The sequence below is a fragment of the Alloprevotella sp. Lung230 genome (genome assembly GCF_014385435.1).
GTDB lineage: Bacteria > Bacteroidota > Bacteroidia > Bacteroidales > Bacteroidaceae > Alloprevotella.
The window spans coordinates 402,997-415,906 of record NZ_JACSUD010000001.1; the positions used below are offsets into that span (position 1 = coordinate 402,997).

Annotated in this window: 13 protein-coding genes; 11 read left to right on the top strand and 2 right to left on the bottom strand. The window is 46.1% G+C overall.

What is annotated here, in order from left to right; translation table 11 throughout:
• Nucleotides 1–103 precede the first annotated feature (103 nt).
• Nucleotides 104–2,341 carry a beta-N-acetylglucosaminidase domain-containing protein gene (locus H8527_RS01540; RefSeq protein ID WP_187545033.1) on the bottom strand — a complete coding sequence of 746 codons (2,238 nt, stop codon included), beginning with the start codon at nucleotides 2,339–2,341 and terminating at the stop codon, nucleotides 104–106.
• Nucleotides 2,342–2,483: 142 nt separating this feature from the next.
• On the opposite strand from H8527_RS01540, the gene pepT reads away from it, so the two are divergent.
• The 10 genes from pepT to H8527_RS01585 all read left to right on the top strand — a co-directional run bounded on the left by pepT (nucleotide 2,484) and on the right by H8527_RS01585 (nucleotide 9,039).
• Entirely contained in the window at nucleotides 2,484–3,722 is a 1,239-nt protein-coding gene (gene pepT, locus H8527_RS01545; RefSeq protein WP_187545034.1) for a peptidase T, read from the top strand.
• 1,183 nt (nucleotides 3,723–4,905) lie between these two features.
• Complete coding sequence (locus H8527_RS09995; RefSeq protein WP_370539212.1) at nucleotides 4,906–5,115, top strand: hypothetical protein; 210 nt, start codon at nucleotides 4,906–4,908, stop codon at nucleotides 5,113–5,115.
• 12 nt (nucleotides 5,116–5,127) lie between these two features.
• Nucleotides 5,128–5,346, top strand: coding sequence for a hypothetical protein (locus H8527_RS01550; RefSeq protein ID WP_187545036.1), 219 nt, complete (start codon nucleotides 5,128–5,130; stop codon nucleotides 5,344–5,346).
• Between the two features lie 11 nt (nucleotides 5,347–5,357).
• Nucleotides 5,358–5,654, top strand: coding sequence for a hypothetical protein (locus H8527_RS01555; protein ID WP_187545038.1), 297 nt, complete (start codon nucleotides 5,358–5,360; stop codon nucleotides 5,652–5,654).
• Nucleotides 5,651–6,241, top strand: coding sequence for a hypothetical protein (locus H8527_RS01560; protein WP_187545041.1), 591 nt, complete (start codon nucleotides 5,651–5,653; stop codon nucleotides 6,239–6,241). The genes H8527_RS01555 and H8527_RS01560 overlap by 4 nt, the downstream gene beginning before the upstream one ends.
• Nucleotides 6,242–6,258: 17 nt before the next feature.
• A complete protein-coding gene (locus tag H8527_RS01565) occupies nucleotides 6,259–6,678 on the top strand; it encodes a PcfK-like family protein (RefSeq protein ID WP_187545043.1) in 420 nt (139 codons plus the stop codon).
• Nucleotides 6,679–6,700: 22 nt separating this feature from the next.
• Nucleotides 6,701–7,231, top strand: coding sequence for an antirestriction protein ArdA (locus tag H8527_RS01570; protein WP_187545045.1), 531 nt, complete (start codon nucleotides 6,701–6,703; stop codon nucleotides 7,229–7,231).
• A 17-nt stretch (nucleotides 7,232–7,248) separates the two neighbouring features.
• Nucleotides 7,249–8,523: a PcfJ domain-containing protein gene (locus H8527_RS01575; RefSeq protein WP_187545047.1), complete on the top strand. Its 1,275-nt coding sequence runs from the start codon at nucleotides 7,249–7,251 to the stop codon at nucleotides 8,521–8,523.
• 26 nt (nucleotides 8,524–8,549) lie between these two features.
• The gene (locus H8527_RS01580; protein ID WP_187545048.1) at nucleotides 8,550–8,804 is read left to right on the top strand and encodes a hypothetical protein; all 255 of its coding nucleotides are present in this window, start codon (nucleotides 8,550–8,552) and stop codon (nucleotides 8,802–8,804) included.
• A 4-nt stretch (nucleotides 8,805–8,808) separates the two neighbouring features.
• Nucleotides 8,809–9,039, top strand: a complete 231-nt coding sequence (locus tag H8527_RS01585; protein WP_187545050.1) for a hypothetical protein — start codon at nucleotides 8,809–8,811, stop codon at nucleotides 9,037–9,039.
• 166 nt (nucleotides 9,040–9,205) lie between these two features.
• Here H8527_RS01585 and H8527_RS01590 read toward each other — a convergent pair whose 3' ends face one another.
• Complete coding sequence (locus H8527_RS01590) at nucleotides 9,206–11,311, bottom strand: ATP-binding protein (protein WP_187545052.1); 2,106 nt, start codon at nucleotides 11,309–11,311, stop codon at nucleotides 9,206–9,208.
• 334 nt (nucleotides 11,312–11,645) lie between these two features.
• Between H8527_RS01590 and H8527_RS01595 the strand changes: the two genes are divergently transcribed.
• Nucleotides 11,646–12,899, top strand: coding sequence for a site-specific integrase (locus H8527_RS01595; RefSeq protein ID WP_004359018.1), 1,254 nt, complete (start codon nucleotides 11,646–11,648; stop codon nucleotides 12,897–12,899).
• Nucleotides 12,900–12,910: the final 11 nt, after the last annotated feature.

Genomic DNA, 12,910 nt, shown 5'->3' on the forward strand with positions numbered 1-12,910 from the left:
TCAAAATTAATCGTAGCTCAGTAGGTGTGCAAAATTAGCGCTTTATTTCTGTTTTGCAAAGCGGTGCACCCTTTTTGTGTACTTAATAAGTAGGAACACCCACTTATTGCTTGTTGAATTTGAAGTGGCGGAAGTAGCACTCCACGTCTGCACCCGAGATATTGGTGAGACGAAACGCTTTGACAGTAAGGCCGCTCAGTTCGTTGCCGGTGTGGATGACGGGGTCGGTGGGCTTGTAGTGGAGGATGGAAACCGTCTTCCACGTACCGTCTTCGAGAAGGCAGTCGAGGCGGAACTTACCGGCAATCTCGTTGACGCCAAGGTTGAAGTCCATACCGGTGAGGGTGAAGGGGCGGTCGCCGACGATGGTGAATTGTGCGCCGGCCGGCCACTTGATGACCTCGTTGGAAGGGGTGATTTTGGCTTCTCCGCCATAGAGCGAAATGGGGAGTTGACGCAGTTGCCCTACGTTGCTTTCAATGGTGAATGGCGCGTAGGCAGAGATAGGTTCGTAGCCATGGTTTCTGCAAACTCTGCTCATGAGGCGATCGAGCATCGGCATCAGGCGGAGAGTGGCGAGTTTGGTACCGGTTTGATAGGTGTGGAGTTGGTGTTTGTCCACCTCGTTCTCATACATCTGCTTGCGCAACGATTGCGCCTGACGATAAAGACTGTAGAACGTGTAGAGGTCGTCGGGATTGTAAGTGGCAGCATCAACAGCCGTAATCTGGTTCACATAGCGAGCGGCCTTACACACCACCCCACCATATTGCGCGATGAGTTTGCCCTGTACGAGCCAAGGGCGCAGTTCGTTGATGAGCCACGGATTTTCGGTATTGTTGAGCAGGAGGTCGCAGGCAGTGCCGAGTTCAAAACACGTTTGGGAGAGTTCTTGAACAGCCTCTCTGTCCACTTCTCCATCGGCAACAGCCTTGATGCGCTTTTCGAGGGCTTCAAGTTGTCGGCTTTCATCGCGTCGGAAACCATGGCCGTTCGGACCGAGGTCTTCGTTGTAGGAAGCAAAAGTAAGCAGCGCGATGGAGTCGGACGGCAGCAGGTCAATAATGGCACGCCGCCACGATGCTTTCCAATCGTAGTGCTTCATGTTCCACGTATAGTCGGCAATACTGAACAGGGCTATCTTCGACGATTCGGCATACTGCATCGGATTGCTCACAAAGCCGCTCAAATCGTCGGCAATGTCCAAGCCATTACCATAGGTCGGGCCGAGGAGGATGTGGTCGCGCACAAAGTCGTTGACGGGGAAGTTAAACCAAATGTAGCCCTTGCGTTTGATGCGTTGGTTGATCCATTCCATACCCTCTTTGTCGATGGTATGCACCACGGAGTTGCCCGTCCACATTACTTCGATGCCTTTGTTCAGCCCATTGCCCAGTGCGGCAAGGTAGGGGCTGTCATTGCGGCTCCAAGCGCGGTTGTACTCTGTAGGACAGAGAAGGAGGGGGGCAATGTCGCCATGTTTTTTGACAAACACGGAGTCGACATAGTTAAGCAAGGCGGCTTGCTTTTCGCCTTTTGCCCCTTCGCCCCAGATATCATCGAAGAAGACGGCAAAGGAGCGAATGCCGAGGCCGTACATCCGTTCGAGTTTCTGAACAAGGTTTTGGCGGTCCTCGTCGTTCCACTTGATGTCCACCCCGGGGTGAATGGCCCAGTAGAAATTGACGCCCCGCAATTTCGCACGCTCATTGAGCTCTTGCAGTTGCTGCGCTTCACGCGTGGGGTAAGGATCGCGCCAGTGGTCGCGGTGATAGGGGTCGTCCTTCGGGCCATAGATGTAGACATTCATCTTGTTGTGGCCGTAGAAATCGAGTTGGCGGAGGCGGTGCTCATGGCTCCAAGGCTGTCCGTAGAAGCCCTCAATCGCCCCTCGGAAAGGCACATCCGGCCAGTCTTGGAGCGTGCACGTTTCGAGTTTGCCCTTGGCAGCCATCCGGCGCAGGGTCTGCACGCCGTAGTAGAGGCCGCGCTCATCACGACCGGCAATGACGATGCCCTTAGGACCCACGGCCATATAGTAGCCTTCGGCCTTCTCCGGCACCAGTTTTTGCACTTTGCTCACCGACTTGTCGCCCACCACGCCCAGCGTGACGCGAAATTTGGCACGCGGCGTCAATTCTACACCCAATTCGCTCACAGCCGTGAGGGCATAAGAACTTGTTCGGGCACGGTCGGACGTAATGCGCCACTGTTTGGGCGCTTCAAAGAAAGTGCCGGTGGTGGTTACGCTCTGCGGGATGGGCGACACGTTGGCCACTTGTGCCATCACCCCCATCGTCAGGAGAGAAAAGAGGGAGAACGTGAGAAATCTCTTTTTCATGGTCATCATTTTGAGGTGTTTGATGCGCAAATGTACTCAAAAATGCGCGAAAAGCCAAAAGAATGTAGTATTTTTGTCGTTGGAACGCCTTTCTGCTTATGGCAGTTCCACTTTTCTTCACACCCCAAAAACCAACTGCAACATGACTTCCATTGTAGACCGCTTTCTGAAATACGTGAGTTTCGACACGCAAAGCAACGACAACAGCGATAGCTGCCCCAGTACCGACAAGCAATTTCGCCTTGCCGAATATCTCGTACAAGAACTCCAAACCCTCGGTCTTTCCGAGGTGGAAATGGATGCGCAAGGCTATGTTTATGCCACCCTGCCCTCGAATGTAGCCCACGAGGTGCCGACCATCGGCTTTATCGCCCACATGGACACCAGCCCCGACTGTTCGGGAGCCAACGTCCGTCCGCGCATCGTGCGCAATTACGATGGCACAGACATTGTGCTCGATGCCGAAGCGGGCATCGTGACCCCTGTGGAGAAATTTCCCGAACTCCTCCGCCACAAGGGCGAAGACCTCATCGTTACGGACGGACACACTCTCTTAGGCGCCGACGACAAAGCCGGCATTGCCGAAATCGTATCGGCCATGGAGCACCTCCTGTCCCATCCCGAAATCAAGCACGGCCGCATCCGTGTCGGTTTTAATCCCGATGAGGAAATCGGCCGCGGTGCACATCGGTTCGACGTGCCCAAATTTGATTGCGCCTGGGCATATACTATGGACGGCAGTGAGTTGGGCGAACTCGAATATGAGAACTTCAACGCTGCCACGGCACGAATCGACATCACCGGCGTGAGCGTCCACCCCGGCTATGCCAAAGACAAGATGATCAATGCCGCCCTGCTCGCCACTGAACTGGCACGCCGCATGCCGCTGGAAGAAGTGCCTGAAAAGACGGAAGGCTATGAAGGCTTCTTCCACCTCATCGGCATAGAAGGGGGTGTGGAGAAAGCCGGCCTTACCTACATCATCCGCGACCACGACCGCACGCGCTTTGAAGAGCGCAAGACCATGCTCCGCAGTTTGGTGCGCGGCATGAATGCCCAACTCGGGGAGGAGCGCATCCGTGTGGACATCACCGACAGCTATTATAATATGCGTGAGAAAGTGGAGCCTCAGCAGCACATCATCGACATTGCCCACGAAGCGATGCTTGAAGTGGGAATCACTCCCATCGTTCGCCCCATTCGTGGCGGAACGGATGGAGCGCAACTCTCGTTCATGGGTTTGCCTTGTCCCAACATCTTCGCCGGCGGCTTGAACTTCCACGGCCCTCACGAGTTCCTGCCCATTCCCAACCTCGAGAAGGCTGCCGAAGTGATTGTGCGCATCGCCCGTCTCACCGCCGAGCGCTACGCAGTTTCTTGAGGCAGCGCCGACGTCCCGCGGTTTCTCCTCGCGCGCGTATACACTATTATAGGTCGTGCTTTTTGCCTTCACTCCTTCACCATCCGTTGCAACCTCCTGAAAGATAACCTTTTGCGGGTGAAGGCAACCGTCCCTTTTGCCTTCACCTCCGGCAGGACCTTCGAGGACACACGGCACGATGTTGCCTTCACCCACAACCCTCTGAGGATGAACACTTTTCCAACAAAGGTGAAGGCAATGAAGGAAAAAATAGCAACATATAGTGTAGGAGAATACGCGCACGAGGCATTTTCCGGATGATTTCGGATGATTTGCACGTCCTCACTCAATCTCCTCATCCGGTCAGAAAAAACTCAGAGATAGTTTCATCTGCATGGGAGATAGAAAAAACCACCTCTGAGATAGATTTGCTTTCTTCCCATCTTCGTCCCTCTTTCTCCTCTTCGTCCTCCGAAGTGTTAAAGTCGTGTTAAACCCGAGGTCAAGTGGCGGATTTTCAGGGTGAGATGTCTATATACTATTGCCCCCCAGCACATACAACATTTTTTAGCAAAAAATCTATCATTTAGGTTCAAATGATTGGCATTCAATAGCCTAATGAGTTATGAAATGCAGTAGGTAATGATTTAGCGACCTATCTTCAACAATGATATACAACGCTTTGCATAACTCGAATAACCTGTTGCAAAGATAAGGGTATATCGTGAGAAAAAAGAATTTTCTCCAAATTATTTTTGTAGAGCCGTCCGTTGGGGTGGCTTTTTGTTTTCCGAGTATTCTATTCTTATGATGAAATGCAGTCTCCGAAGACTGCGTTTTTTGTTCTCGCCCTGCTTCTCTCCTTGCACATCCTCCACTTATGCCCGTGTATCATGTCGGGATCGGTTGTTCGTTGTCAGCGGCAAAGGTAGTTCCGGGCTTTTACGGACAAAAAAGGTCGGGGCGGCAAGCCGTTTAGACGACAATCTCCACACTTCCATTTCATTGCAGGTAGTATTCTCGCCGTAAAACCTTGTTTGTCCTAAGCCCTACCTTTTTACGCCACTGAAACGAAAACGACCGACCCGACGGAAAGACGCATAAAAAAAATGTCGGATATGCGAGAAGCAGGGAAAAAGAAAAAGTTGAAACTCAAACTCCCTCACCTCTGGAATCCGCATAAAATCAAAAAAAATCAGACAAGATGAAACTGAGATACAAAATATCAATTTGGGTGGCACTTGCACTTGCAGGCTCTCTCCTTTGTGGCGGAAGCGTTTGGCTTTGGCTGGCAGGGATATGTGCAGGAAAATTCCTCGTTCGGTTACTCCTTACCATCGCTTTGGCTATCGCAGTGTACATTCTGACTTATGCCCTCATCATCGGGGCAATACTTTGGTTACTCATTTCTTAAATACGCTCATATATGAAAAGAAGAAGCAAAACTATCGCACAGCAATGCAGATACTATGAGGTGGACAATATCTTCGAGTATATGGTATCGGTTTACCTCAACGGAAATATCTCCGCCTTTGGAGAATTATTCAAGGAACTCAATCGGAGAGACAGAAAGGAATTTATCTCCTATCTCTTTTCAGAGGTCGAACCTATTCATATCCAAGAAATCATTTTAGCAACCATCTAAAAGTAAGAATAATGGAAAAATTCAATTTTTATCAAGACAGAAAGGTTACTTGTTGGGAACGTACCCACTTTGATGTAAAAGCCGAGAGTTACGAAGAAGCCGTTGCCATTGTCAAGTCGTGGCAGGGAGAGGACGTGCTTTGCTTTGAGGATGATGAGAATATCATCATCACAGACGGAGAGACCTTGTATGACACCTCCGAAAGTCTATCCGTAGAGGAAAACGGAGGGAAACCGACTATCGAGGTGTTTACGGACAATGGAGAAGACATCATCAACAATAAACCCGATAACACTGAACAGATATGAGAACGGAAACAAGAACATACGAGGTATATAACCTCCACGAACTGACAAGGGAGGTACAAGCAAAGGCACACAGCCATTGGGCAGAACATTGCGACTATGCTTGGGACAGAGAGAACCGAGCCACATTGCAAGCCTTTGAACGGATTTTCAATATCAAGGCGGAAAGATGGTCATACGACAGTTGTACCTACACCTATCGTTTCATTTCCCATTACAGCGAGGAGGAAAACAATATGAAAGGGACAAGACTTCTGAAATACCTTGTCAATAACTATTGGAACGACTTGTATCCACCCAAGACTTATTGGAGCGGAAACTACAAGAAGAAACGCAAGAGCCGTGTGTTTGTTTCGGACGATTGTGTGCTGACTGGCTACTGCATAGACTATGAAATCTTAAAACCCATATATGATTTTCTGAAAGCCCCCGATGACACCACCCTTTACGAACTTATGGACAGGTGCTTGGACGGATTTTTCAAGGCTTGCAGGGACGATATGGAATATCAATTCAGCGAGGAAGCCTTTGCCGAGAGTTGCGAAGCAAACGATTATGAGTTCCTATCAGACGGAACATTATTCAACTGATTAAAACATAAAAGACAATGAAAGGTACAGAACATTTCAAAAGCGTAATCCAATGTTATTTGGAGAACCGAGCATCATACGATGAACTCTTTGCAGAGAGTTTCCGTAAGGAAAACAAGAACATAGACGAGTGTGTAACCTATATCCTCAGCGAGGTACAGAAAAGCGGTTGTTCGGGATTTTCGGACGATGAAATCTATTCTATGGCAGTGCATTACTATGATGAAGACGACATAGAGGTCGGCAAGCCCAATTCCTGCAAAGTGGTGGTAAACCACACCATCGAACTCACGGAGGAGGAGAAGGCGGAAGCCAGACAGAGAGCCGTAGAGCAGTACCAGTGTGAGGAACTTTCTAAAATTAAAAGCCGAAACGCAAAACCGAAGAAAGCGGAGACAACGGAAATCGCATCACAACCCTCACTATTCGAGTTTTAACTCCTTAAACAACGAAAGGAAAATGGAAACAATGGATTTAAGCGAAGCACGCATCTATGTAGGCACTTATGCCAAGTACAACAACGGCTCATTGCAAGGCGAATGGGTGGAACTTTCGGACTTTTACGATTTGGATGACTTTATGGAGCGTTGTGCCGAGATACACGAGGACGAGGAAGGACCCGAATATATGTTCCAAACGTGGGAGGAAATCCCCGATGGTCTGATAGACGAGGGGTATTTGGAGGAAAACTTCTTTGAACTTCGGGACGAGTTGGACAGACTGAACAACACAGAGAAAGATGCCTTTTGGGTATGGGCGGACGGAAACAACATCAAACTAACCCAAGACGCATACAGCCTTGTAAAGTCTTTCCAATCCGCCTATATGGGCAGTTATGCAAGCAGGGAGGATTTTGCGGAGGAAATTGCAAAAATGGAGAATGAATTATCTGATTTTGCACTGATATACTTTGACTTCTCAAAATATGCCGATGACCTTTTCGACACGGACTTTTGGTATAAGGACGGCTATGTATTTCGCAACGAATAAAACAAGGAGGATAGATTATGAAACCAAGAAATAAGTTTGAGAAGGTAGTCCTTGCCGAGAGCAAGCACCTTCGCCCGATAACCAAGACACAGAGCAAATGGGCATTCCGTGAGTGCATAGACCATTTCGCCTACCGACTGCCCAAAGGTCGCACAACGTGTATGGATTGTGGGCATAGTTGGACAATGGAAAAGGCAACGGACACTTGTACCTGCCCCCATTGTGGGGCAAGATTGCAGGTCAAGGAAACCTTTGAACGCAAGATTAGGCAGAAGCAGTACTTTACGATACTTACCGCTTGTGGAGAATACCAAGTACTAAGAATGTTTCTTCTTTCTGTGGAAATGGAGAAAGGCTGCAAGGCTATGCCCTATGTTATAGAAATCGGTCAATATTGGTGGAACGCACAAGGACGGCAATCAGTAATAGCCGTTCAACGAACATTAGGCAGATACATTGACACCTTTTCTTTCTGTTCGCCTATGGCAGTACGCAACGATAACGAAGCCTACCGCCATATATCGTACTCACAGATATATCCCAAGTTCAAGGTTACAGACACACTCCGCAGGAATGGATTTGAGAATGATTTTCACGACATAGCTCCGACAATCTTTATCCCCTCCATATTGTCCGACAGCAGAGCAGAAACCTTGCTGAAAGCAGGCAGAACCGAGCGTCTGAAATACTTCCTCAACAATTCAAGGACATTTGACACTTGTTGGCAGTCCTATAAGGTTGCCACTCGAAACGGCTATGACATAGAGGACATTTCTATATGGTGCGACTATGTGGATATGCTCCGCAGATTGGACAAGGACACACACAGCCCGAAATATGTTTGCCCCACCGACCTGCATAGGGAACACGACCGCAGACAAAGCGAACTTCGCAAACAGAGAGAAAAGGAGGAAATAGAGAGGAAACGCAAAAAGGCAATGGAGGACGAGGAGCGTTTTCAAGAACTCAAATCCAAGTTCTTCGGTATCCGTTTCACGGACGGCATAATCCAAGTCCACGTATTGGAGAGTGTACAGGAGCATTTGGAGGAGGGAACGGCAATGCACCATTGCGTATTCTCCAACGAGTACTACCTCAAAGAGAACTCGCTGATACTTTCGGCAACCATTGAGGGCAGACGGATAGAAACGATTGAAGTCAATTTGGATACGCTCAAAGTGGTGCAAAGTCGTGGCGTGTGCAACAAGAACACGGAATATCACGACCAAATCGTGAGCCTTGTCAATGCCAACCGCAAATTGATAAGGCAGAGAATGAGGGCGACAGCATAAGCAACAATCACCAAAACATCACAGATATGAAAGCAGAAATAGAAAGCATCGTATGCAACTGGGCGGACGAGATACCTAATATCCTTGTAAGGGTAATCAATGCCATTACCCTATCCGCCAATGAAGAGGAACTGAGGGCTGCTGTCAAGAGGATAGCCGAAGAAACGGAACTTGACAAGTTCTTTGCCTATGGTTACGGCACACATCATTTTTGGCTTACCCACCGCAGGTTATCGAATGGTGAGCCAATGGAACACAGATTATTAAAGGTTGAGTTTTGAGAATATGAAGAAGAGAGTTTACAGAGTACGGACACAATACATTTTCGAGGGAGTGTTTGAGGTGGTTGCCGAGAGCAGGGAGGAAGCACGGCAAAAGGTCATTCAAAATTGCGGATTGGTAATGGGTGGAAACATTCACAGCACCCTGCCCGATGAGGAGGTAAATTGGGCTTTCTCCACTCACCCCGAAGTCAGGACGGGATGGATAACTGTTCAAGAAAAACTGACGGAGTAAAGCGGTCGGCAGATTTGCCGACCGCTCCTTTCTTTCGTGAGCTTCGGGCGGACAAAGAAAGGAGCAAAGAAACCCTAATGAAAAACACCTCGTTACTTTTGACAGTGAGTTGAGACGGCTCAAAAGTAACAAAAAGCCATTTCTAAACGAGATTTATTTTTCGTTATTAGTGTTTATTTTTTTCTCCTTTTTCCCATGCTTTTGCAATATCCTTGTATGCTGGAAAATCATCAGATGGATTTTGAATCCAATTCTCAATGAACTTTGGATTATTACTATTGGGTCTGGGATTAGCTGTATTCATTCGAACTTGTACAGGAGTTCTTACTGCATCTCCCATTATAATCGCATGTTGTTGTGGCAATATCGGCAATTGTTGTAAAATATCGTTATTAGCTGCTGAAACTAATTGTCGCACATAAGTCTGGTCATCAGGATTTTGTAAGCGATGTACGACAAAAGAATTACATTGCGATAATACTGTTTTAGATAATTCTGATGGTCTTTGACTTGAAATCAATAATGAGACACCATATTTTCGTCCTTCACGAGCTATTCTTTCAAAAACTTTTTTAGAAATAGACTCCTTATCTCCTCTATTCCTTTCTGGGATGTAGTTTTGCGCCTCCTCTAAAGCTATAACTATGGGCATTTTCCCGCGTTCTTCTTCGGGAAAACGAGAAACAAACTCAAGTATGAGTCTCCCTACCAATCCTGTTATTGTTTCCAATACATCAAAAGGCAACAATGACATATCTATAATGGTGATTTGATTTGCCTTTTTGGTGTCATCCGCCTTTGTTTTGTCCTTGTAAAATAGCGTAAAAAAGTCATCATCTTCTTGTGAATACACTTTACAGAAATCTCCAAGTACAAAAGCTATAAATTTTGCAAGAGAGTTTTCTATTTCTGCAGTTTGATCCATCATTAAAGGTTGACACAACCTTTCGTCTCCAAGGTAAGATTGTAAACGTAATCTTAGAGTGGATACAAACTCTCGTAGTTTATTCCCTGAATTTTCTTGTTCAATGATTGCTTCTTCAAAATAACGATTTATTAATTCCTCAAAGTTAAAATAAATCGGCAAATCAATATTACGTTCTTCAGCTGTTTCTTGTGAACGGATTGTTTGATTGTAAGTAGACAATTCTTTTTCTATGTTTTCGCTAAACTCCGATAAAACCTGTGAACTTACACAACCATTTAAATAGTTGCCATTTTTACTAAGTTTAGATTTCTCCTCTAATAATCTCTGCAATGATGATATGATGTTATTTTTATCAAAATCTGTTTCTAAAGAGCTGAACTCATTTATAAAATCCTCAAGCTCTGAATATATCGTGTTTTTTATCACGAAATTATTAGTTAAACACTCATTCCTAATAATCTCCAGTTTTGATAGATATGTTTGTGGAATATTTCTTTTTATTACAGCGACACTTTGATTCTTTGATAAGGATAGTGCCCTCTTGAAAATCGGTGTCTGCGTACCGGCAGTAGGAGTAAACAAATAATCAAAATCTGAAAAGTTCATAAACCAAAAAGGAACTTTCAATCCATCCTTATCTATATGAAATGGATTTACCTCTTTTAATTTGGCATAAGGAACTTCTTTTGTCCCCATAAAAGCTTGTTTATATTCTCCATTTGTATCAAACACAACGAAATGAGCACTCTGTAGCAACTGTCCATTGTATTTAAAACTAAATAAACTTTGGATAATAGATGCAAATGTACAGGACTTTCCTGAACCAGTATTGCCTAAAATGGCTGAATGTTTCCCAAAGAATTTATCAGGATTAATTTTTATTTTATAGTCGGTGAAAGATGGTGAGGTCCCTATCGGGAGATAATAATCTTCAGAAAAATCTATATTATCCTTAGGTTGCTGATCGAAAATAGCATCTAAATCTTCTCGAACTACATACCAGACAGGATTATCAAGAATAGGATAATTATAAACTCCTTGAATATACCTTCCGTCATTTTCTATAGTTCCTATCATTGTGGCAATAAGAAAACGAGAAGATTTAGTCAAGAATATAGCTTCTTTATTTTTTCCTAATTCTGTTTCATCTATAGCCCTTACGCTTGTTACCATAGCAACAATTCTATCTGCTCCAATAGGTATTATCACATAGGAATTAATACGAGCGACTTCGTAGATGTCCTCATATCCACTTTTATATAAACTTTTTAGGTCATCATCTAATCTGATGAATACCCTAAAGCTATCTACGGAAATAACCTTTCCTATATTTCTGTCTGACATTTTTTTCAGATTTTCATTTTGTTGTTAATAAAGAATTCAAGGTCGTTGCTATATTTTCTGCGGAAGTATGGGAGTAGAAAGCAGAAAATGGCATAAAACTCATATCTGACTGAAATACAGCGGATATTGCTTGTTTCTTCTTAGGGTTGCATCATAGGAAACAGGCAGAAAAGGGAGCGAAAAGGAGGGAGTTCAGTTACCAAATCGTTCGAAAAACGATGAAAGGAAAAGGACGGCTGAAAGTGGTAACTAAAACGGAGTTTTCTCTTTCATTATCAATGTTTTGCATCGTTCAAAGTTCCTCAAAGAAGTGTAATTTTGCAAGTAAAAAACAATGGAAAAAGAAAAATTCAAGCTGCTTTTCTACCTCAAGAGAGGTACGCAGGACAAAAACGGAAAAAGTCCCATCATGGGACGCATCAGCGCAGGACGCTCTATGGTACAGTTCAGTTGCAAATGCTCGTGTACTCCTCGTTTGTGGGACAGTCGCAAAAACCGACTGCTGGGCAAGAGTGCCGAAGCCGTATCGGTAAACAAGGAACTTGACCGCCTTCAGGTGAGCATACACAAGGTTTATGAGTCTCTTTCGGGTAAATCCGATGCTCCCATCACGGCAGAGCGAGTACGGGAGCTTGTATTCGGACTGAACAGTGAGTCACAAGGACTGCTGCATCATACAGACGAGTATATCGACCGCTTCCGTGAGCGTGTGGGCATAGACCGCAGCGAACGCAGACTAAAATGCCTGTTGCTCTTTCACAAGCATCTGGCAAACTTCGTCAGGTATCGCTACCGTGTGGAGGATATTCCCGTGCAGAAAGCCGACATCGCCTTTATCAAAGACTTGGAGGACTACTTCGCCAAAGAAAAGGGATTCAAGCTCAACACTTCGGCTGGCTATCTCTCCATGCTGGCTTCCTTGCTCAAAGACCTGCATAAACGGCACATCATTGACACCTATCCCTTCATCAACCATTCCATTCGTTGGGAAGTGGGTACTCCACGTTACATCACAAGGGAGGAGGTAGGTCTTATCGCAGCCTTGGGAGAAGATAAATTGCAAGGCTATGAAAAAGTGTCGAGGGATATGTTCCTTTTCTCCTGCCTGACGGGGCTTTCCTATACCGACGTGTATCACTTGACGGAGCAGCACGTCTTTCACGAAGCGGGAATGACTTGGATACGCAAGCCGAGAATAAAGACGGGCAACGTGTGCCACATCCCCCTACTTCCCGAAGCCACTGCCATTATCGAGCGTTATCGGGGCATTCACACGAGGGCTTTCCGACACGAACCGCCCAAGGGGTATCTGCTGCCCATACCCGGATGCGACACGGTAAACATACACCTCAAAAAGATAGCACGGCTTTGCGGTATTCAGAAAACGCTGACCTATCACATGGCACGGCATACCTTCGCATCTCAGATGACACTGTCGGAGGGCGTGTCCATTGAGAGCGTTTCCAAAATGCTCGGACACAGTCAAATCAAAACCACGCAAGTGTATGCGGAGACATCTCCCGAGCGTGTCTTTCTGGACATAGAGAAAATACTTCCACAACTCGCACATTATCAACTGACCAACTAAAACCGCAGAAC